This is a genomic window from Pseudomonas sp. S30, assembly GCF_016518545.1.
Taxonomy (GTDB): Bacteria; Pseudomonadota; Gammaproteobacteria; order Pseudomonadales; family Pseudomonadaceae; genus Aquipseudomonas.
The window spans coordinates 157,949-178,509 of record NZ_JACVTO010000002.1; the positions used below are offsets into that span (position 1 = coordinate 157,949).

Genomic DNA, 20,561 nt, shown 5'->3' on the forward strand with positions numbered 1-20,561 from the left:
GCTTACCCCAGCAGCGAGATGTCGGCCACGCCCAGGAACAGCCCGCGCAGGCGGCTGAGCAGGGCATAGCGGTTGGCGCGGACCTTGGCGTCTTCGGCATTGACCATCACTGCCTCGAAGAAGGCGTCGACCGGATCGCGCAGTGCCGCCAGCCGCGCCAGCGACTCACGGTACTGGCGCGCCGCAGCCATCGGCTGCACGGCCTGGTCGGCCTGCTGGATGGCCGAATACAGGGAGAACTCGTTGGCGTTGTCGAAGTACTTCGGCTCCACCTGTTCGGCGATGGCGCCTTCGGCCTTGCTCAGCAGGTTCGACACGCGCTTGTTCACCGCTGCCAGCGCATCGGCCTCGGGCAGCTTGCGGAAGGCCTGCACGGCCTGCACGCGCTGGTCGAAGTCCAGTGCCGAAGACGGCTTCAGGGCGCGCACCGACAGGTAGGTGGCGACGTCCACGCCTTCGTCTTCGTAGCGCGCCCGCAGGCGATCGAAGATGAACTCCAGCGCCTGCTCGGCCAGGCCCGCAGCCTTGACCTTGCTGCCGTACTGCTTGACCGCGAACTCGACCGCAGCGGTCAGGTCCAGGTCCAACTGCTTCTCGATGAGGATGCGCAGCACGCCCAGTGCGGCGCGGCGCAAGGCGTAGGGGTCCTTGCTGCCGGTGGGCAGCATGCCGATGCCGAAGATACCGACCAGGGTGTCGAGCTTGTCGGCGATGGCCACCGCCGCCCCGGTGAGGGTTTCGGGCAGCTCGGCGCCAGCACCGCGCGGCATGTACTGCTCGTTCAGGGCCAGCGCGACGTCCTGGGCTTCACCGTCGTTGACGGCGTAGTAGTAACCGGCGATGCCCTGCATTTCCGGGAACTCGCCGACCATCTCGGTGGCCAGGTCGCACTTGGACAGCAGGCCGGCACGACCGGCGTTGACCGCACTGCCGCCGATGAACGGGGCAATGTAGGCCGCCAGCCTGGAAACCCGCTCGGCCTTGTCGAAGACCGTGCCCAACTGCGCCTGGAACACCACGTTCTTCAGGCGCTCGTTGAAGGTCTCGAGCTTCTGCTTCTTGTCCTGCTTGAAGAAGAACTCGGCGTCGGTGAGGCGCGGACGCACCACCTTCTCGTTGCCCTGGACGATCTGCTGCGGATCGCGGCTCTCGACGTTGGCCACGGTGATGAAGCGCGGCAACAGCTTGCCGTCGCTGTCGAGCAGGCAGAAGTATTTCTGGTTGTCCTGCATGGTGGTGATCAGGGCTTCCTGGGGCACGTCGAGGAAGCGCTCCTCGAACGAGCACACCAGCGGCACCGGCCACTCCACCAGCGCGGTCACTTCATCCAGCAGCGCAGGCGGCACGATGGCGGTGCCTTCCTGCTGGCGAGCCAGTTCCTCGGTGCGCTTGGCGATCAGCGCCCGGCGCTCGGAGAAGTCAGCCAGCACGTAGGCCTTGCGCAGGTCCTCGACGTAATTGGCCGGCGCGCTGATGGTGACGTTTTCCGGGTGGTGGAAACGGTGACCCCGCGAGTCGCGGCCGGCCTTCTGCGACAGCAGCGTGCAGTCCACCACCTGGTCGCCCAGCAGCATCACCAGCCACTGGGTGGGACGCACGAATTCCTCACGGCTGGCCGCCCAGCGCATGCGCTTGGGAATCGGCAGGTCGTTGAGCGAATCTTCGACGATGGTCGGCAGCAGGCTGGCAGTGGCCTTGCCCGGAATGTGCTGGGAGAAGCGCAGCTTGGCGCCGCTCTGGTCGATGTCCGCCAGCTCCACGCCGCATTTCTTGGCGAAGCCCAGGGCGGCCTGGGTCGGGTTGCCGTCGGCATCGAAGGCCGCTTGGCGGGGCGGACCATCGATGTTGATGCTGCGGTCGGGCTGTTGCACGTCGAGCTGGCGGATGAGCACGGCCAGACGGCGCGGTGCGGCGTACACCGACTTGCCGGAGTAGTTCAGGCCGGCGGCCTGCAGGCCTTTCTCGATGCCGGCCAGGAAGGCGTCGCCGAGGCTGGCGAGGGCTTTGGGTGGCAGCTCTTCGGTGCCCAGTTCAACCAGGAAATCTTGCGCACTCATTGTGCAGCCTCCAGCTTGGCCAGTACTTCGTCACGCAGTTCGGGGGTGGCCATCGGGAAGCCCAGGCGTGCGCGGGCTTGCAGATAGCTTTGCGCCACGTCGCGGGCCAGGGTGCGCACGCGCAGGATGTAGCGCTGGCGCTCGGTCACCGAGATGGCGCGGCGGGCGTCGAGCAGGTTGAAGGTGTGCGACGCCTTCAGGACCATTTCGTAGGTCGGCAGCGGCAGCTCCAGCTTGATCAGGCGGTTGGCTTCGCTTTCGTAGAAGTCGAACAGCTCGAACAGCTTCTCGACGTTGGCGTGCTCGAAGTTGTAGGTCGACTGCTCCACTTCGTTCTGGTGGAACACGTCGCCGTAGCTGACCTTGCCGAACGGGCCGTCGGCCCACACCAGGTCGTACACCGAATCCACACCCTGAATGTACATGGCCAGGCGTTCCAGGCCGTAGGTGATTTCACCGGTGACCGGATAGCACTCGATGCCGCCGACCTGCTGGAAGTAGGTGAACTGGGTGACTTCCATGCCGTTGAGCCAGATTTCCCAACCCAGGCCCCAGGCACCGAGGGTCGGCGATTCCCAGTTGTCTTCGACGAAACGGATGTCGTGGACCAGCGGATCCAGGCCGATCGCCTTCAGCGAGCCCAGGTACAGCTCCTGGAAGTTGGCCGGGTTCGGCTTGAGCACCACCTGGAACTGATAGTAGTGCTGCAGGCGGTTGGGGTTCTCGCCGTACCGTCCGTCGGCAGGGCGACGGCTGGGCTGCACGTAGGCGGCGTTCCAGGTCTCCGGGCCCACGGCGCGCAGGAAGGTGGCGGTGTGGAAAGTGCCGGCGCCTACTTCCATATCGTAGGGCTGAAGTACCACACAACCTTGCTCGGCCCAGTAGTTCTGCAGGGCGAGGATCAGGTCTTGGAAGGTACGCACGGCTGGCGTAGGCTGGCTCACGAAATTCACCTGTATCTGGGGATGCGGATGTAAAGAGCGGGAGTATAACCCGATTCGCCTCGCCCTCTACGTAATTGGAGCCTTATGCCGCGCTGCTTCTGGTGTACCGACGATCCCTTGTATCAGGCCTACCATGACCAGGAATGGGGAACCCCGCAGCGCGACCCGGCGTTGCTCTTCGAGATGCTTTTGCTCGAAGGGTTCCAGGCCGGGCTGTCGTGGATCACGGTACTGAAGAAGCGCGAGCGTTATCGCCAGGTGCTGGACGGCTTCGACCCACATCGTCTGGCAGAGATGAGCGACGAACGCATCGAGGCGTTGATGCTCGACCCTGGCATCATTCGCAATCGCCTCAAGCTCAATGCCGTGCGGCGCAACGCCCGGGCCTGGCTGGCGCTGGATGATCCCGGGCAATGGCTGTGGTCGTTCGTCGGCGGCGAGCCGAAGATCAATCACCGGCAGGGTCGCGGCGACGTTCCCAGCGTCAGCGAAGAAGCCACGGCCATGAGCAAGGCGTTGCAGAAAAAGGGCTTCACCTTCGTCGGCCCGACCATCTGCTATGCCTTCATGCAGGCCACCGGCATGGTCATGGATCACACCACCGACTGCGATCGCTACCCCGCGCTGGCGCAACGAGACGCTACAATGCCCGCCTTGCAGAAATAAGGAATCGGCCTGTGGAAAAGTTCAAGGGTGCCCTGATGGTCGGGGTGCTTCGCCTGTTCGCCAAATTGCCCTGGAGCGCGGTGCAGCGCGTGGGGGCCGGTATCGGCTGGCTGATGTGGAAGCTGCCCAACGGCTCGCGCAACGTGGTGCGCGTCAACCTCGCCAAGTGCTTCCCCGAGATGCAGGCCAGTGAGCGTGAGCAACTGGTGGGGCGTGCGTTGAAGGACATCGGCAAGTCGTTCGTGGAAAGTGCCTGGGCCTGGATCCGCCCGCCGCAGCAGTCGCTGGCGCTGGTCAAGGAAGTGCATGGGCTGCAGGTGCTGGAGCAGGCGCTGGCCACCGGCAAGGGCGTGGTGGGCATCACCAGCCACCTGGGCAACTGGGAGGTGCTGAACCACTTCTACTGCAACCAGTGCAAGCCGATCATCTTCTACCGCCCGCCCAAGCTCAAGGCGGTGGACGACCTGCTGCGCGAGCAGCGGGTGCAGATGGGCAACCGGGTCGCGCCGTCCACCAAGGAGGGCATCCTCAGCGTGATCAAGGAGGTGCGCCGGGGCGGTCAGGTGGGTATCCCCGCCGACCCGGAGCCGGCCGAATCGGCCGGGGTGTTCGTGCCTTTTCTCGGCACCCAGGCGTTGACCAGCAAGTTCGTGCCCAACATGCTCGCTGGCGGCAAGGCGGTGGGCGTGTTCCTGCATGCCGTGCGGCTGCCGGACGGCTCGGGTTTCAAGGTATTCCTGGAGGCGGCGCCCGAGGCGATGTACAGCACCGACGTGACCGAGGCGGCCACGGCCATGAGCCAGGTGGTGGAGCGTTACGTGCGCGACTACCCCAGCCAGTACATGTGGAGCATGAAGCGCTTCAAGAAGCGCCCGGCGGGCGAAGCGCGCTGGTATTGAGGCCAGCGCGGGCAGGCGCGGCGCCTGATCCAGGCCCGCGTCAGCCGTTGAGCTTGTCGAGCTTCCTGAGGAACACCGTCATCTCCTTCTCGGCCTGCTTGTCGCCGTGGGCCTGCGCCGCGGCCAGGCCGTCCTGCCACGCCTGCCGGGCAGCGGCGAAATCGCCCTTAAGCTGATGGGCCTTGCCCAGGAGCTTCCACGCGGCCGAATACTTAGGGTCCTGTTCGACGCAACGGGCCAAGTGCAGCGCCGCCTGGCCGCCGTCACCTTCATCCAGCCAGGCCTTGCCCAGGCCGAAACGCAGCAAAGGGTTATCCACACCCTTGGCCAGCATCTTTTCCAGCGATTCGCGCATGGCATGCCTCCTAGGCTTTGTTTGAAAAGTCTTGAGACGAAGGTCAGGCAAGGCGAAAACAGCCGGGGGCGCCTAGCCGAGGAAGCGGAGTTTACAGGTTGTAAATGAGCATTCCGACGGGGGCGCCCAGCCCGGGCTGGCGTTCCAGGCTGTTTTCAACGCAGCATCACCGAGTATCAAGGCTTTTCAGACAGAGCCTAGAAGAAACTCAGGCCGACGTGGAATAGCTTCTCCACGTCGCGAATATGCTTTTTATCCACGACGAACAGGATCACGTGGTCGCCGGACTCGATCATCCGGTTGTCATGGGCGATCAGGACCTGGTCGAAACGGATGATCGCGCCGATGGTGGTCCCAGGCGGCAGGCTGATCTCGGCGATGGTCTTGCCGACCACCTTGCTCGACTTGGCGTCACCATGTGCCACCGCTTCGATGGCCTCGGCGGCGCCGCGACGCAAGGAGTGCACGCTGACGATATCGCCGCGGCGCACATGGGTCAGCAGGGTGCCGATGGTGGCCAGTTGCGGGCTGATGGCGATGTCGATCTCGCCGCCCTGGACCAGATCGACATAGGCCGGGTTGTTGATCAGGGTCATCACCTTGCGCGCGCCCAGGCGCTTGGCCAGCAGCGACGACATGATATTGGCCTCGTCGTCGTTGGTCAGTGCCAGGAAGATGTCGGTTTCGGCGATGTTCTCCTCGAGCATCAGGTCCTTGTCCGAGGCACTGCCCTGCAACACCACGGTGCTGTCCAGGGTGTCGGACAGGTGTCGACAGCGCGTCGGGTTCATCTCGATGATCTTCACCTGGTAGCGGCTCTCGATGGCCTCGGCCAGGCGCTCGCCGATCTGCCCGCCGCCGGCGATGACCACGCGCTTGTTGGTTTCGTCGAGCCGCCGCAACTCGCCCATCACCGCGCGGATGTCCTTTTTCGCGGCGATGAAGAACACCTCGTCGTCCGCCTCGATCACCGTGTCACCCTGGGGCTTGATCGAGCGATCGCGACGGAAGATCGCCGCCACGCGGGTCTCCACATTGGGCATGTGGGCGCGGATCTGGCGCAGTTGCTGGCCGACTAACGGTCCGCCGTAGTACGCCTTGGCCGCCACCAGTTGGGCCTTGCCGTCGGCGAAGTCGATGACCTGCAAGGCGCCGGGGTATTCGATCAGGCGCTTGATGTAGTTGGTGACCACTTGTTCGGGACTGATGAGCACGTCCACTGGAATGTGCTCGTTGTCGAACAATTCTTCACGCGACAGGTAGGACGATTCGCGTACCCGGGCGATCTTGGTCGGCGTGTGGAACAGCGAATAGGCGACCTGGCAGGCGACCATGTTGGTCTCGTCGCTGTTGGTCACCGCCACCAGCATGTCGGCATCGTCGGCGCCGGCCTGACGCAGCACCGTCGGCAACGACGCGCGGCCTTGCACGGTGCGGATGTCCAGGCGGTCGCCGAGGTCGCGCAGGCGCTCGGCATCGGTATCGACCACGGTGATGTCATTGGCTTCGCTGGCCAGGTGCTCGGCCAGGGTGCCGCCTACCTGCCCTGCGCCGAGGATGATGATCTTCATCCGCTACTCCTTACTTCAGATACTCATCCGCGCGAAGCGGCGATCTTGATCAGCTTGGCATAGTAGAAACCGTCGTGACCGTCTTCCTGGGCCAGTAACTGGCGGCCATGGGGTTGGCGCAGGCCGGCCTCGGTCGCCAGGTCCAGCTCGCGGGCACCGGGGGTGCGCGCGAGGAAGGCGTCGATCACCTCGGTGTTCTCGGTCGGCAGGCTCGAACAGGTGGCGTACAGCAGCATGCCGCCGACTTCCAGCGTGGGCCACAGCGCATCGAGCAGCTCGCCTTGCAGCGCGGCCAGGGCCGGTATGTCGTCGGCCTGACGGGTCAGCTTGATGTCCGGATGACGACGGATCACGCCGGTGGCCGAGCAAGGCGCGTCGAGCAGGATGCGCTGGAAGGGCTTGCCGTCCCACCAGGTGGCGGTTTCGCGGGCATCGCAGGCGATCAGCTCGGCGTCGAGCTTGAGACGGTCGAGGTTTTCGCGCACGCGGGTCAGGCGCTTGGCCTCCAGGTCGATGGCCACCAGATGTTGCAGACCGGGCTCGGCTTCGAGCAGGTGGCAGGTCTTGCCACCGGGCGCGCAGCAGGCGTCGAGCACGCGCTGGCCGGGCGCCAGTTCCAGCAGGTCGGCGGACAATTGTGCCGCTTCGTCCTGAACGCTGATCCAGCCCTCGGCGAAGCCTGGCAGGCCGCGCACGTCGCAGGCCTGGGCCAGAACGATGCCGTCGCGGCTGTAGCGGCAGGGGCTGGCGTCGATGCCGGCGCCCGCCAGCAGCGCCAGGTAGGCCTCACGGCTGTGGTGACGGCGGTTGACCCGCAGGATCATGGGCGGATGGGCGTTGTTGGCGGCGCAGATGGCCTCCCACTGCTCGGGCCAGAAGGCCTTGAGTGCCTTCTGCAGCCAGCGCGGATGGGCGGTACGCACCACCGGATCGCGCTCCATCTCGGCCAGCAGCGCCTCGCCTTCGCGCTGCGCGCGGCGCAGCACGGCATTGAGCAGGCCCTTGGCCCACGGCTTTTTCAGTTTGTCGGCGCAGCCTACCGTTTCGCCGATGGCCGCGTGGGCCGGGATGCGGGTGTAGAACAGTTGATACAGGCCCACCAGCAGCAGCGCCTGCACATCGCTGTCGGCCGCCTTGAAGGGCTTTTGCAGCAACTGCGCGGCCAGCAGTTCCAGCCGCGGCTGCCAGCGGGCGGTGCCGAAAGCCAGGTCCTGGGTGAGGCCGCGGTCGCGTTCCTCGACCTTGTCCAGTTGCGCGGGCAGCGAGCTGTTCAGCGAGGCCTTGCCGCTGAGCACGGCGGCCAGGGCACGGGCGGCGGCCAGGCGTGGATTCATTGGCCGAGCACCTTGCCGCTGGCGAACTTCTCGCGGCGGCTGTTGAACAGGTCACTGAAGGCCAGTGCCTTGCCGCCGGGCAGTTGCAGGCGAGTGAGGCTCAGCGCGCCCTCGGCGCAGGCGACGACCAGGCCGTCCCTGCTGGCGCCGAGGATCTCGCCGGGCTTGCCGTGCCCTGTGGACAACGTCGCCGCGAGGACCTTCACCGTCTCACCGTCCAGCGTGCTGTGGCACACCGGCCAGGGATTGAAGGCGCGAATCAGGCGCTCCAGCTCCGGCGCGGGACGGTCGAAGTCCAGGCGCGCTTCGTCCTTGTTGAGCTTGTGGGCGTAGGTGGCCAGGGCGTCGTCCTGGACTTCGCCTTGCAGGCTGCCGTCGGCAAGGCCCGCGATGGCCTGCAGCACGGCGCCGGGGCCCATCTGCGCCAGACGATCGTGCAGGGTGCCGCCGGTGTCCTCGGCGCTGATCGCAGTGGTGACCTTGAGCAGCATGGGACCGGTATCCAGGCCCGCCTCCATACGCATCACGGTTACGCCGCTTTCGCCATCGCCGGCCTCGACGGCCCGCTGGATCGGCGCCGCGCCGCGCCAGCGTGGCAGCAACGAGGCATGGCTGTTGATGCAGCCCAGGCGAGGGATATCGAGCACCGCCTGGGGCAGGATCAGGCCATAGGCGACCACCACCATCAGGTCCGGCGCCAGCGCGGCGAGCTTGGCCTGTGCCTCGGCGTTGCGCAGGCTCGGCGGTTGCAGCACGGGAATGTCGTGGGCCACGGCCAACTGCTTGACCGGGCTGGGCATGAGCTTCTGACCACGGCCGGCAGGACGGTCCGGCTGGGTGTAGACGGCCACGATCTGGTGCGGGCTGTCGAGCAGGGCCTTGAGGTGTTCGGCGGCAAACTCGGGAGTGCCTGCGAAGACGATACGCATGGAGTTCTCGCTTCAGAAAAGAAGAAGGCTTGCCGGAGCAAGCCTTCTGCAAGATGAGGATCAGGCTTGCTGACGATGCTGTTTTTCCAGCTTCTTCTTGATCCGGTCGCGCTTGAGCTGGGACAGGTAGTCGACGAACAGCTTGCCGTTGAGGTGATCGAACTCGTGTTGCACGCACACGGCCAGCAGGCCTTCGGCCTGGAGCTCGAATGGCTTGCCGTCGCGGTCCTGGGCGGTGACCCGCACGCGCAGCGGGCGGTCGACGTTCTCGTAGAAGCCGGGCACCGACAGGCAGCCTTCCTGGTACTGGCCCATGTCGTCGGTCAGTTCTTCGACGCTGGGGTTGATGAACACCCGAGGCTCGCTGCGATCTTCCGACAGGTCCATCACCACCACTTGCTGATGCACGTTGACCTGCGTGGCGGCCAGGCCGATGCCCGGCGCTTCGTACATGGTTTCGAACATGTCGTCGATCAGCTGGCGCAGGGCGTCGTCGAACACGGTCACCGGTTTGGCGACGGTGCGCAGGCGCGGGTCTGGAAATTCGAGGATGTTCAAGATGGCCATAGGGTCAGGCAGTCACTGTGGGTTTGGTTGAAAACTGAGCACACATAATAAAGGGTATTGGCGCATTCGGCACCTGGCAAAGCTCGGCTAGGGTTCAAGGCGTGCGCCGCGTGGTGCGCCGATGCACTGTCGGGCGTAATCGATCGACAGCTTTTCAAAGTATTATCAACAAAGTTATCCACAGGTTGTGCGCCGTGGATCACGGCTTTTCGATCAAGGACGATCCGCCATGAATGCTTGCGATTCATCTAGCTGCTCCCCTGCCGAGCTGGAGGCGCGGCTGCGCTTGCACCAGCTTCCCGAGATTGGCCCACGCCGTTTTCGTACCTTGATCCAGGCCTTCGGCAGTGCCTGTTCGGCCCTGAGTGCACCGGCGCGGGCCTGGGCCGCGCTGGGGCTGCCGCCGGCCTGCGCCGAGGCCCGACGCAGCGCCGAGGTGCGCACCGGCGCGAGCGCCACGATGGCCTGGCTAGAGCGTCCGGGCCAGTGTTTACTGATGTGGGACGACCCTGGCTACCCGGCACTGCTGGCTGAAACCGACGACGCGCCGCCGCTGTTGTTCGTGGCAGGCGAGGCCGCGTTGCTGGAGCGACCGCAGTTGGCGGTGATCGGCAGCCGGCGCGCGACACCCCCTGCGCTGGACACCGCCAGGGCGTTTTCGCGCCATCTGGCAGCGGGCGGTTTCACCATCACCAGCGGCCTGGCACTGGGCATCGACGGCGCGGCACACCGGGGTGCGCTGCAAGCGACTGGCGCCACCATCGCCGTGCTGGGCTCCGGCTTGCAAAAACTTTATCCACAGCGCCACGCTGCGCTCGCCGAGGCCATCGTGGAGGGAGGCGGGGCACTGGTTTCTGAGTTCGCCCTGGATGCCGTTCCCCAACCGGGTAACTTTCCCCGGCGTAACCGCATCATCAGTGGCTTGTCGCTGGGCGTGCTGGTGGTCGAGGCGAGCCTGGCCAGTGGCTCGCTGATCACGGCGCGTCTGGCGGCCGAGCAGGGTCGTGAGGTGTACGCGATTCCCGGCTCCATCCATCATCCGGGGGCCAAGGGCTGTCACCAGCTGATTCGCGACGGCGCGCTGCTGGTGGAGAGTGTCGAACAGATCGTCGACAGCCTGCGCGGCTGGCAGAATCTACCACCCGCACCTGTGGACACGCCGGACCATCCCCTGTTGGCGCTGCTGATCGCTGCGCCGCAGACCACCGAGGCGCTGGCACAGAATAGTGGCTTGCCGCTGGCCCAGGTACTGGCCAGCCTCACCGAACTGGAACTTGCCGGCCAGGTGAGCAACGAAGCCGGACGTTGGTTTGCCCGTTGCGGCTCAGTACACTGCGCTTCGGGCTAAGAGCGGAGAGACAGCGATGGTGAGCAGTTGGCGTGTGCAGCAAGCCGCACGTGAGATACGGGCGGGCGCGGTCATCGCCTATCCGACGGAAGCGGTCTGGGGCCTGGGCTGCGATCCGTGGAACGAGGACGCGGTGTACCGCCTGCTGGCGCTCAAGGCGCGGCCTGTGGATAAAGGGCTGATCCTGGTGGCGGACAACATCCGTCAGTTCGACTTCCTGTTCGAGGATTTTCCCGAAGACTGGATCGACCGCATGGCCAGCACCTGGCCCGGGCCGAACACCTGGTTGGTGCCGCACCAGGACCTGCTGCCCGAATGGGTGACTGGCGAGCACGACACCGTGGCGCTGCGGGTCAGCGATCACCCGCAGGTGCGTGAGCTGTGCGCACTGGTCGGGCCACTGATTTCCACGTCTGCCAATCCGGCCGGGCGACCTGCGGCCAAGAGCCGTTTGCGCGTGGAGCAGTATTTCCACAAGGAACTGGACCTGGTGCTCGGCGGCGCGCTGGGCGGGCGCAGGAACCCGAGCGTGATTCGTGATCTGGTCACGGGCGAGGTGGTGCGCGCGGGGTGACGGTGTGGACGCGTGATGCAGGCACGGTACGATTTTTCTGATTCGGATGAGTAGGCGACACATTTCTGATTTAGGGAAATATCCTACGCAGCGTGTCGGCCGCCATTACCTTCACAGTGGAAACGTCCCCCTCTAGGATCCTGATCGTCGCCGAACATGTTGGCGATCGGGTGTGGTAACCCGGATGTTTCAGGTGGCTCACAGCCATGGCGGCTGTGCGCGGGAGGCCGTGTGCCTGCCGGGAATAAGCCTCCTGCCCGGTTTACCACCCCGCGTACAGCTGCCACCCAATCCGTGTGGTAACGGGCAGGTGACAGCTCCACTTTCAGGAGCGCCTCATGAAGAAAATCGTACCTGACCCGCCGCTACCTGCAACGGCTCACCACCCCTTCGGCCGCTGCGACGCCGGACACCCACCCCTCTTCACCGTGAATCCCGACATCGATCCCCATGATGCCCTCGTCCATGTGGCCCTCTACCTACGCTGCGCCTACGACGCCGGCCTGAAGGCAATGGACCACCTGCGCGAAGACGGCAAGGGCCTGTTCTGGTCGAACCTGCATGCAGTGGAAATGGCCGAAGGGTTAGTCGATGCGATGCTCGATGGCATCGAGTCTCCGGCGAAACAGGCGGCCTTGTCATCCGACTGAAAGGCCGGCTCAGCCCTCTCATCCTGAAAGGATTGGCTCATGCACGTAATCACGTTTAGCCAAGCTCGGGCCGATCTGAAGCAGACGATAGATGATGTATGTCGTGATCACGAACCCACAGTCATCATCCGTGAGCGTGGTCAGCCTTTAGTGATGCTGTCTCTGCAAGACTACAACGGGATGCATGAGACACTCTATCTGCTCAGTTCCTCTGCGAACCGATCACGACTGAGAAAAGCCCCCGTTGTGCGAGCCGAGCTCAGCGGCCACGACTCGCACCCAGGTGAAGCTACGGCAACAACACCGTCGACCCCACCGTCCTGCGCGCCGCCAACGCCTCCTGCGCCTTGGCCGCTTCGCTGAGCGGATAGCGCTGCTGAATGTCCACCACCAGCTTGCCGCTGGCGATCATGGCGAACAGGTCGTCGGCCATGGCCTGGGTGTTTTCGGCGGTGTTGGCGTAGGTGGCCAGGGTCGGACGCGTGACGTACAGCGAGCCTTTCTGCGACAGGATTCCCAGGTTCACCCCGGTCACCGCGCCGGAGGCGTTGCCGAAGCTCACCATCAGGCCGCGCGGGCGCAGGCAGTCCAGCGACGTGAGCCAGGTGTCGGCGCCGACGCCGTCGTACACCACCGGGCACTTGTGCCCATCGGTCAGCTCCAGCACGCGCTGGGCCACGTCTTCGTGGCTGTAGTCGATGGTCGCCCAGGCCCCGAGCGCCTTGGCCCGTTCGGCTTTCTCGGCCGATCCGACCGTGCCGATCAGCTTGGCCCCCAGCGCCTTGGCCCACTGGCAGGCCAGCGAGCCGACGCCGCCGGCAGCGGCATGGAACAGCACGAAGTCACCGGGCTGCACGGCGTAGGTCTGCTTGAGCAGGTACTGGGTGGTGAGCCCTTTTAGCATCACCGCGGCCGCCTGTTCGAAGCTGATGCTCTCGGGCAGCTTCACCAGGTTGGCCTGGGGCAGCGTGTGGTACTCGCCGTAGGCGCCCAGCGGCCCGCCTGCGTAGGCGACACGGTCGCCCACGCTCAGGCGGGTCACCCCCTCGCCTACTGCGTCGACCACACCCGCGCCTTCGGTGCCCAGGCCGGACGGCAGCGACGGCGGCGCGTAGAGCCCGCCACGGAAATAGGTGTCGATGAAGTTCAGGCCGATCGCCTGGTTGCGTACCCGCACTTGGCCGGCGCCCGGTGGGGCCGGGTCGAACTCCACCCACCGCAGGACTTCCGGGCCGCCATGCTGGCTGAACTCGATTCGCTTGGCCATCGCACACTCCTGTCATGATCGTCGCAAGGCCCTCCATCGGACGCCTTTGCTTGACGGCCGTCAACTGCGGCGTAGCGTTGCCCGATGGTATGCTACGCCGTCCATGCCACCCTGCCCCTTCCAGGTGAACCGATGACCAGCCGTACCGAGGCCGTGAAGGCCTACCTGCTCGACCTGCAAGACCGCATCTGCGCTGCCCTCCAAGCCGAAGACGGCGGCGCCCGCTTCGTCGAGGACGCCTGGGTACGCGAGGCCGGTGGCGGTGGCCGCACGCGGGTGGTCGGCGATGGCCAGGTGATCGAGAAAGGCGGCGTGAATTTTTCCCATGTGTTCGGGGCCGGGCTGCCGCCTTCGGCCAGCGCCCATCGTCCGGAACTGGCCGGGCGCGGCTTCCAGGCGCTGGGCGTGTCGCTGGTGATCCACCCGCACAACCCGCATGTGCCGACGTCCCACGCCAACGTGCGCTTCTTCAGCGCCGAGAAGGAAGGCGAAGAGCCAGTGTGGTGGTTCGGGGGCGGCTTCGACCTCACGCCCTACTACGGCAACGAAGAAGACTGCATCCACTGGCACCGCGTGGCCGAGCAGGCCTGCGCGCCGTTCGGCGCGGACGTCTACCCACGCTACAAGGCCTGGTGCGACCGCTATTTCCACCTCAAGCACCGCGGCGAGCCACGGGGTATCGGCGGGCTGTTCTTCGACGACCTGAACGAATGGGACTTCGACACCTGTTTCGCCTTCATCCGCGCCATCGGGGACGCCTACATCGACGCCTACCTGCCCATCGTGCAGCGGCGCAAGGCGCTGCCCTGGACGCCCGAACAACGTGAGTTCCAGGAGTTTCGTCGGGGCCGCTACGTGGAGTTCAACCTGGTCTATGACCGTGGCACCCTGTTCGGCCTGCAATCGGGCGGGCGTACCGAGTCGATCCTGATGTCGCTGCCACCGCAGGTGCGCTGGGGCTACGACTGGAAGCCGGCGCCCGGCAGCGAGGAAGCGCGGCTGACCGACTATTTCCTGCAAGACCGCGACTGGCTCGGCCAGGCACATTGTGGATAAGCGAGGACAGCCCATGGACCAGTACGTGGTATTCGGCAATCCCATCGGCCACAGCAAGTCGCCGTTGATCCACCGCCTGTTCGCCGACCAGACCGGCCAGGCCCTGGAGTACAGCACCTTGCTGGCGCCGCTGGATGAATTCAGCGACTGCGCGCGAGGCTTCTTCAAGCAGGGCAGCGGCGCCAACGTCACCGTGCCGTTCAAGGAAGAGGCCTATCGCCTGTGCGACAGCCTCACGCCCCGGGCGCAGCGCGCGGGCGCGGTGAACACGCTGAGCAAGTTGGCCGATGGCCGCCTGCTGGGCGACAACACCGACGGCGCGGGCCTGGTGCGCGACCTCACGGTCAACGCGGGGGCAAGCCTGGCCGGTAAACGCGTGCTCATCCTGGGCGCTGGTGGGGCTGTGCGCGGCGTGCTGGAGCCGATTCTCGTCCATCGCCCGCAGTCGCTGGTCATCGCCAACCGCACGGTGGAAAAGGCCGAGCAGCTGGCCCGTGAGTTCGATGAGCTCGGCCCGGTGGTCGCCAGCGGTTTCGCCTGGCTGCAGGAGCCGGTGGACGTGATCGTCAACGCGACCTCGGCGAGCCTGGCCGGCGAGCTGCCACCGATTGCCGAGAGCCTGATCGAAGCCGGCCGCACCGTGTGCTACGACATGATGTACGGCAAGCAGCCCACGCCGTTCTGCCGCTGGGCGAGCGACCTGGGTGCGGCCCAGGTGCTGGACGGGCTGGGCATGCTCGCCGAACAGGCGGCCGAGGCCTTTCACCTCTGGCGCGGCGTTCGCCCCGATACCGTCCCCGTGCTGGACGAGTTGCGCAGGCAGTTGGCCCGCGGCTGAGCGCAGGCGGGGCGTCAGTCTTGGAAGTGGATCGGGCAGCCCGACGCGCCTTCGAGCTTCTCCAGTTCTTCCCGGACCTGGGGCCGGGCACCGCGCAGGGTCAGGCTGGCGCCGCTGCGCGCCAGGCGCCGCGCCTCGCGGTGGAGCATGTCCACGCCGGAATAATCGATGAAGTTGATCTGCCGCGCGTCGATCACCACCTGCGGCCCTTCGCAGCGTTGCAGACGCACTTGCAGGTAGTGGGCCGCGCCGAAGAAGATCGAGCCGCCCACCCGCAGCACGTCCGCCTGCCCTTCGCGGCTCTGCACCACCCGGGGGCGCGAGGTGCGCTTGAGGTAGAAGAACAGCGAGGCCAGCACGCCAGCATAGATGGCGGTCTGCAACTCCAGCAGCAGCGTCGCCGTGGCGGTCAGCGCCATGACCGCGAATTCGGCGCGGCTCACCCGGAACAAGGCGCCGATCGCGCGCCGATCCACCAGCCCCCAGCAGATCAGCAGAATGCTGCCGGCCATCGCAGGGATGGGCAGGTGCGCGATCAGGCCGGCGCCCAGTACGGCGAACAGCGCCAGCCACAGCGCCGAGAACACCCCGGCCATCGGCGAGCGGGCCCCGGCCTCGAAGTTCAGCCCCGAGCGGGTGAACGAGCCCGATGACAGGTAGCCCGAAAACAGCGCACCAGCCATGTTCGACAGGCCCTGGGCGCGGATCTCCTGGTCGGCGTCGATCAACTGCTCGGAGCGCGCCGACAGCGAGCGGGCGATGGAAAGGCTGGTGACCAGCCCGAGCATGCCCACCGCCACGGCACTGGGCAGCAGGCGAAGGACGAGTTCGACGTCCAGCAGCGGCAAGGGGCTCAGCGGCGGCAGTCGTCCAATGAAGGCCGGTACGCGTGGCACGTGGGCGAAGTAGCCTGGCAGCGCCCAGGCCACCAGGCTCACCAGCGCCAGGCTGAGCAACAGCGCTGGCCAGCGTGGGCGCCACAGTTTGAGGGCGACACCGAACGCCAGTGTCGACAGGCCCAGGACCAGCGACGGCAGATCGACTTCGCGCAGGTGCTCGAACAGGTCCAGTGCGGTCTTGAGCGCCGTCGCCTGGCTGGGCAGGTGCATGCCCATCAGGCTGGGCAACTGACCGAGGGCGATGACGATGGCAGCGCCGAGGGTGAAGCCCAGCACCACGGAATGGGAGACGAAGTTCACCAGGGTGCCGAAGCGCAACAGGCCCAGCAGCCACTGGAACACGCCGCCCAGGAAAGTCAGCAGCAACACCAGGGTGATGTAGTCGTCACTGCCGGCCACTGCCAGCGGGCTGATACTGGCGTATAGCACGATGGAAATGGCGGCGGTGGGGCCGCAGATCAGGTGCCAGGAGGAACCCCACAGACACGCGATCAGCACCGGAACGATGGCTGCGTAAAGGCCGTACTCGGCGGGCAGCCCTGCGATCAGCGCATAGGCGATCGACTGCGGCAGCGCCAGGATCGCTCCACTGAGCCCCACCAGCAGGTCCTGACGCAGGCTGCGACCGCTCAGCCGAGGCAGCCAGGCCAGAAACGGCAGAAAAAGGCTCAAGCGACGCATGGCATATCGGCAACTCCGAAGTTTCGTTGACGCCTGCACGAACGACAGACGCTACAGTATTCCCGCTTTCACCGCCTCCAGTGCCGCACCGCCGTCCTTGCGGCTCACGCCGGCGAGCCAGGCGTCGAGCACCTCAGGGTGCGCCTTCACCCAGTGCTTGGCGGCCTGGTCGAAGCTGATCTTCTTGTCCACCACCTCGGCCATGATCGCGTTTTCCATGTCCAGGGTGAAACTGAGGTTCGTCAGCAGCTTCGCTGCATTCGGGCACGCCTGTGGATAACCATTGCGCACCAGTGTGAAGACTTCGCCATCGTTGCCGAACCATTTCTCGCCGCCGGTCAGGTAGTGCATCTTGAGCTTCACGTTCATCGGGTGAGGCGTCCAGCCGAGAAACACGATGAACTTGTCATTCTTCACCGCCCTGTCGACCTGGGCCAGCATGCCTTGCTCGCTGGATTCGACCAGTTTCCACTGACCCAGGTCGAAGGCGTTCTGTTCGATGATTTCCTTGAGCGACAGGTTGGCCGGCGCGCCCGCGGAGATGCCGTAGAGTTTCCTGTCGAACTGCGCGGCGTGTGCGTTCAGGTCGGCGAAATCCTTTACGCCCGCCTTGTACACGTAGTCGGGTACGGCGAGGGTGAACTGGGTGCCTTCGAGATTGCGCGCCCACCGTTTCACCTCGCCGCTGGCGACGAATTTGTCATGGAAGCCCTGCTGGGCCGGCATCCAGTTACCCAGGAACGCGTCTATCTTGCCGTCCTTGAGCCCCCCGTAGATGATCGGCACCGCCAGGCTCTCGATCTTCACGGCATAGCCCAACGGCTCGAACAGCAGGCGAGCGATGGCGTTGGTGGAGGCGATGTCGCTCCAGCCGGGATCGGCCAGGCGCACGGTGCTGCATTGGGCATCGGAGTCTGCCGCCTGGGCGGTCAGGGGGCCCAGGCTCAGGGCTAGGGCGAGCATGGCGGGGGAGAACATCTGCATGGCGGCCTCTTGTCTCAATCCAGGGGGGCGGGTTGTGGATAACGTGCCTTGCGCTCGAGGTCGTCGAGATCGATGTGGTTGCGCATGTACTGTTGGCTGGCATCGACCACCGGCTGATGGTCCCAGCTTTCCAGCTTGCCGATGGCCAGCGCCCTGGACACCAGGCGGCGGCGGCGCTGGCTGGCCAGCACCTGTTGGCGCAGGGTGGGAATGTCCCAGCGCCGACGCGCTTCATCGACCAATGCCTGCAGCAGCGCCTGGTGATCCGGGCTGCCGGCGAGGTTCTCCCGCTCGTGCGGGTCGTGGCTCAGGTCATAGAGTAGACACGGGTCGTCTTCGCTGTACACGAACTTGTAGGCGCCGCGGCGAATCATCATCAGCGGTCCGACCGTGCCTTCGGCCATGTATTCGCCGATCACCTCGTCATGGCCGCCCTGCCCTTGCAAATGGCCGAGCAGCGAACGGCCATCCAGGTGCAGCTGGTTGTCCACAGCACCACCGGCCAGCTCGACCAGGGTAGGCAGCAGGTCGCAGGTGGACACGCTGGCGCTCACCCGCGCCGCCGCGAAGCGTGCCGGTGCGTGCACCAGCAGCGGCACCCGCGCCGCCATCTCGAACCAGTGCATCTTGTACCAGAGGCCACGCTCGCCGAGCATGTCGCCGTGATCGCCCGAGAAGATGATCACCGTGTCCTCGGCCAGCCCGCATTCTTCCAGGGTATGCAGCAGCTTGCCGATGTTGTCGTCGATGTAGCTGCACGCGCCGAAGTAGGCACGACGGGCATCGCGGATCTTGTCCACAGGCAGGGGTCTGTCCCACAGGTCGTAGACCTTTAGCAGGCGCTGGGCGTGTGGGTCCTGCTCGTGCTGGGCGTACACGTCGCGAGGCATGGGGATATCCACACCCTCGTAGCGATCCCAGTAGGCCTTGGGAATGGTGTAGGGGTCGTGGGGGTGGGTCATCGATACGGTCAGGCAGAACGGGCGGTCATCGTCCTCGCGCACGTGGTCGTAGAGATACTGACGCGCCTTGAACACCACCTCTTCGTCGAAATCAAGCTGGTTGGTGCGCACGCATGGTCCGGCTTGCAGCACCGAAGACATGTTGTGGTACCAGCTGGGACGCTCGTCAGGGGCGTCCCAGTTCACCGCCCAGCCGTAGTCGGCGGGGTAGATGTCGCTGGTCAGGCGCTCCTCGTAGCCGTGCAACTGGTCCGGCCCGCAGAAATGCATCTTGCCCGACAGCGCCGTGCGATAGCCGAGGCGACGCAGGTAGTGAGCGTAGGTGGGCACGTCGGCCGGAAAGTTCGCCGCGTTATCGTAGGCGCCGATACGGCTGGGCAACTGGCCGCTGACCAGGGTGAAGCGCGACGGTGCACACAATGGACTGTTGCAGTAGGCGGAATCGAATACCACGGCCTGCTCGGCCAGGCGCACCAGGTTGGGCATCTTGATCGGCGACGGGCCATGGATCGGCAGCAAGGGGGCTGCCATCTGGTCGGCCATGATGAAGAGGATGTTGGGTCGTTTCATGGGCGCTTCCATCGTTGAACGTTATGTGTAAGCTCTTCGATAGAGAGTGGGATCCTGCCCACGCTGGGTAAACCCCATGGCGCACAATGACTGGGATTAGCTGAGCTTATGTTCGAGCACCTCGCTGGACTGACCCTGGAAAGCCTTCGCGTATTCGAGGCCGCCGCGCGCCTGGGCGGTTTCACTGCGGCGGCGCTGGAGCTGGGCACCACGCAACCGGCCGTGAGCCAGCAGATCAAGCGGCTCGAAGGGCAGATCGGTGCAAGGCTGTTCGACCGCATCTACCGCGGCATCGAGCTGACTGAAGCAGGTCGCACGCTGTTCGAGCAGACTCACCTGGCGCTTCAGGCCATGGACGATGGGGTGGCCGAGGCCAGTGGGCGCCGACAACGCGAAGTGTTGCAGGTGGCCACCGACTTCGCCTTCGCCTCGTTCTGGCTGATGCCTCGGCTGCAACGCTTCCACGCCCTTTATCCACAGGTAGACGTGAGCCTGGTGACGGGTGAGCGTGGCCTGGCGATGCTGCGTCCGGACATCGATGTGGCGGTGCTGTTCGGCGATGGGCGCTTGCCTCAGGGCGAAAGCCGCCGACTGTTCGACGAAGAAGTGTTCCCCGTGTGCAGTCCACGTCTCGTGCCGGATGGCCCGCAGGGGGTCGAGGCGCTGCAGCATCTGCCCTTGCTGCATCTGCGCGGTGAGCAGACCAGCCGCTGGTTCGACTGGACCGGTGTTTTCCAGGGCCTGGGCCTGACCAGCCCGCCCCCGCCCGGGCAGCTGCGTTTCGACAACTACACCCTGCTGGTCCAGGCGGCCATCGCCGGCCAGGGCGTTGCGATCGGCTGGAGCCATCTGGTCGATGACCTGGTGGAACAAGGGTTGCTGTGCCGACCGTGGACCGCAACCCTGCGCTCGACACGCGGGTACCACTTGATGCTGCCGCCGCGCAAACGGCGCGGGGCACTGATCGAACGCTTCGTGCAGTGGGTGCAAGCCGAGCTCGGCAGCGGCGAGCCGCTTGCCGACGAAGCGGCCTCGCCACTTTCGGGGCTGGGGTTCGGTCAGTAGCCCCACGACGCCGTCACTTGCGTCCCGAAATACTCAGCGCCCCGCCCTTGGCGTCCTGATACCGGCAGATGACGGACTTGTCGCCTTCCCGGGAGTTTTGCAGCGTCAGGGTTTCGAGCTGGATTTCCTTGGTGCCCTGGTCATCGGCGTTGGGCGCGAAGCCTTTCCACTTACCTTTGTCGGCGCTGTACTCGTAACCCTCGAAGCCATCCTGGGTGCTTTGCTGCGCAGCCTCCTGAATGTCCTTGGGTTCCGGGCAGGTAGCAGCCAGTGCCGAGCCAGACATGAGCAGAGCCAGCAGTGCGGATGAGATAAGACGCATGGCAGCGGTTCCTTTGACGAGAT

21 protein-coding genes are annotated in these 20,561 nt (G+C 65.4%); 9 read left to right on the top strand and 12 right to left on the bottom strand.

Annotated elements, in window-relative coordinates; genetic code table 11:
* Nucleotides 1-2: 2 nt before the first annotated feature.
* Complete coding sequence (glyS, locus tag IAE34_RS03555; protein WP_200137474.1) at nt 3-2,057, bottom strand: glycine--tRNA ligase subunit beta; 2,055 nt, start codon at nt 2,055-2,057, stop codon at nt 3-5.
* Nucleotides 2,054-3,001 (bottom strand): glycine--tRNA ligase subunit alpha, encoded by a 948-nt coding sequence (gene glyQ, locus IAE34_RS03560; RefSeq protein ID WP_029615043.1) that lies wholly within the window; start codon nt 2,999-3,001, stop codon nt 2,054-2,056. Before glyQ ends, glyS begins: the two co-directional genes overlap by 4 nt.
* An 84-nt stretch (nt 3,002-3,085) precedes the next feature.
* Between glyQ and IAE34_RS03565 the strand changes: the two genes are divergently transcribed.
* Nucleotides 3,086-3,667 carry a DNA-3-methyladenine glycosylase I gene (locus IAE34_RS03565; protein ID WP_200137475.1) on the top strand — a complete coding sequence of 194 codons (582 nt, stop codon included), beginning with the start codon at nt 3,086-3,088 and terminating at the stop codon, nt 3,665-3,667.
* 11 nt (nt 3,668-3,678) lie between these two features.
* Nucleotides 3,679-4,566: a lysophospholipid acyltransferase gene (locus IAE34_RS03570; protein WP_200137476.1), complete on the top strand. Its 888-nt coding sequence runs from the start codon at nt 3,679-3,681 to the stop codon at nt 4,564-4,566.
* Nucleotides 4,567-4,606: 40 nt separating this feature from the next.
* On the opposite strand, the gene IAE34_RS03575 is transcribed toward IAE34_RS03570, so the two are convergent.
* The 5 genes from IAE34_RS03575 to def form a co-directional block, all read right to left on the bottom strand.
* On the bottom strand, nt 4,607-4,921 hold the full coding sequence (locus IAE34_RS03575) for a tetratricopeptide repeat protein (RefSeq protein ID WP_200137477.1): 315 nt from the start codon (nt 4,919-4,921) through the stop codon (nt 4,607-4,609).
* A gap of 197 nt (nt 4,922-5,118) precedes the next feature.
* On the bottom strand, nt 5,119-6,492 hold the full coding sequence (gene trkA / locus IAE34_RS03580; protein ID WP_200137478.1) for a Trk system potassium transporter TrkA: 1,374 nt from the start codon (nt 6,490-6,492) through the stop codon (nt 5,119-5,121).
* A 23-nt stretch (nt 6,493-6,515) separates the two neighbouring features.
* Nucleotides 6,516-7,826 (bottom strand): 16S rRNA (cytosine(967)-C(5))-methyltransferase RsmB, encoded by a 1,311-nt coding sequence (gene rsmB / locus IAE34_RS03585; RefSeq protein ID WP_200137479.1) that lies wholly within the window; start codon nt 7,824-7,826, stop codon nt 6,516-6,518.
* Nucleotides 7,823-8,755, bottom strand: a complete 933-nt coding sequence (fmt, locus tag IAE34_RS03590; RefSeq protein ID WP_200137480.1) for a methionyl-tRNA formyltransferase — start codon at nt 8,753-8,755, stop codon at nt 7,823-7,825. The genes rsmB and fmt overlap by 4 nt, the downstream gene beginning before the upstream one ends.
* 60 nt (nt 8,756-8,815) lie before the next feature.
* Nucleotides 8,816-9,322 carry a peptide deformylase gene (gene def, locus IAE34_RS03595; RefSeq protein WP_200137481.1) on the bottom strand — a complete coding sequence of 169 codons (507 nt, stop codon included), beginning with the start codon at nt 9,320-9,322 and terminating at the stop codon, nt 8,816-8,818.
* 229 nt (nt 9,323-9,551) lie between these two features.
* Here def and dprA point away from each other — a divergent pair, with 229 nt between their 5' ends.
* From dprA to IAE34_RS03615, 4 genes are all read left to right on the top strand, one after another.
* Nucleotides 9,552-10,670 (top strand): DNA-processing protein DprA, encoded by a 1,119-nt coding sequence (gene dprA, locus IAE34_RS03600; RefSeq protein WP_200137482.1) that lies wholly within the window; start codon nt 9,552-9,554, stop codon nt 10,668-10,670.
* Between the two features lie 16 nt (nt 10,671-10,686).
* Nucleotides 10,687-11,244 carry an L-threonylcarbamoyladenylate synthase gene (locus tag IAE34_RS03605; protein WP_200137483.1) on the top strand — a complete coding sequence of 186 codons (558 nt, stop codon included), beginning with the start codon at nt 10,687-10,689 and terminating at the stop codon, nt 11,242-11,244.
* Between the two features lie 338 nt (nt 11,245-11,582).
* Nucleotides 11,583-11,894 carry a DUF3077 domain-containing protein gene (locus IAE34_RS03610; RefSeq protein WP_200137484.1) on the top strand — a complete coding sequence of 104 codons (312 nt, stop codon included), beginning with the start codon at nt 11,583-11,585 and terminating at the stop codon, nt 11,892-11,894.
* Nucleotides 11,895-11,933: 39 nt separating this feature from the next.
* Nucleotides 11,934-12,257, top strand: a complete 324-nt coding sequence (locus IAE34_RS03615; RefSeq protein ID WP_200137485.1) for a type II toxin-antitoxin system Phd/YefM family antitoxin — start codon at nt 11,934-11,936, stop codon at nt 12,255-12,257.
* Here the strand turns inward: IAE34_RS03615 and IAE34_RS03620 are convergent.
* Nucleotides 12,184-13,161, bottom strand: a complete 978-nt coding sequence (locus IAE34_RS03620) for an NADPH:quinone reductase (RefSeq protein ID WP_200137486.1) — start codon at nt 13,159-13,161, stop codon at nt 12,184-12,186. The two genes, IAE34_RS03615 and IAE34_RS03620, sit on opposite strands and share 74 nt — an antisense overlap.
* A 132-nt stretch (nt 13,162-13,293) precedes the next feature.
* Between IAE34_RS03620 and hemF the strand changes: the two genes are divergently transcribed.
* Nucleotides 13,294-14,217, top strand: coding sequence for an oxygen-dependent coproporphyrinogen oxidase (gene hemF, locus IAE34_RS03625; protein ID WP_200137487.1), 924 nt, complete (start codon nt 13,294-13,296; stop codon nt 14,215-14,217).
* A 13-nt stretch (nt 14,218-14,230) separates the two neighbouring features.
* Complete coding sequence (gene aroE, locus IAE34_RS03630; RefSeq protein ID WP_200137488.1) at nt 14,231-15,055, top strand: shikimate dehydrogenase; 825 nt, start codon at nt 14,231-14,233, stop codon at nt 15,053-15,055.
* Nucleotides 15,056-15,069: 14 nt separating this feature from the next.
* On the opposite strand, the gene IAE34_RS03635 is transcribed toward aroE, so the two are convergent.
* From IAE34_RS03635 to betC, 3 genes are read right to left on the bottom strand one after another with little or no spacing between them, the layout of a single operon-like run.
* A complete protein-coding gene (locus IAE34_RS03635; protein WP_200137489.1) occupies nt 15,070-16,635 on the bottom strand; it encodes a SulP family inorganic anion transporter in 1,566 nt (521 codons plus the stop codon).
* A 51-nt stretch (nt 16,636-16,686) separates the two neighbouring features.
* Nucleotides 16,687-17,619 (bottom strand): choline ABC transporter substrate-binding protein, encoded by a 933-nt coding sequence (choX, locus tag IAE34_RS03640; protein ID WP_200137490.1) that lies wholly within the window; start codon nt 17,617-17,619, stop codon nt 16,687-16,689.
* Between the two features lie 14 nt (nt 17,620-17,633).
* Nucleotides 17,634-19,151: a choline-sulfatase gene (gene betC, locus IAE34_RS03645; RefSeq protein ID WP_200137491.1), complete on the bottom strand. Its 1,518-nt coding sequence runs from the start codon at nt 19,149-19,151 to the stop codon at nt 17,634-17,636.
* 108 nt (nt 19,152-19,259) lie between these two features.
* Here betC and IAE34_RS03650 point away from each other — a divergent pair, with 108 nt between their 5' ends.
* The gene (locus IAE34_RS03650) at nt 19,260-20,216 is read left to right on the top strand and encodes a choline sulfate utilization transcriptional regulator (RefSeq protein ID WP_200137492.1); all 957 of its coding nucleotides are present in this window, start codon (nt 19,260-19,262) and stop codon (nt 20,214-20,216) included.
* 13 nt (nt 20,217-20,229) lie between these two features.
* Here IAE34_RS03650 and IAE34_RS03655 read toward each other — a convergent pair whose 3' ends face one another.
* Nucleotides 20,230-20,538 (bottom strand): hypothetical protein, encoded by a 309-nt coding sequence (locus IAE34_RS03655; protein ID WP_200137493.1) that lies wholly within the window; start codon nt 20,536-20,538, stop codon nt 20,230-20,232.
* Nucleotides 20,539-20,561: the final 23 nt, after the last annotated feature.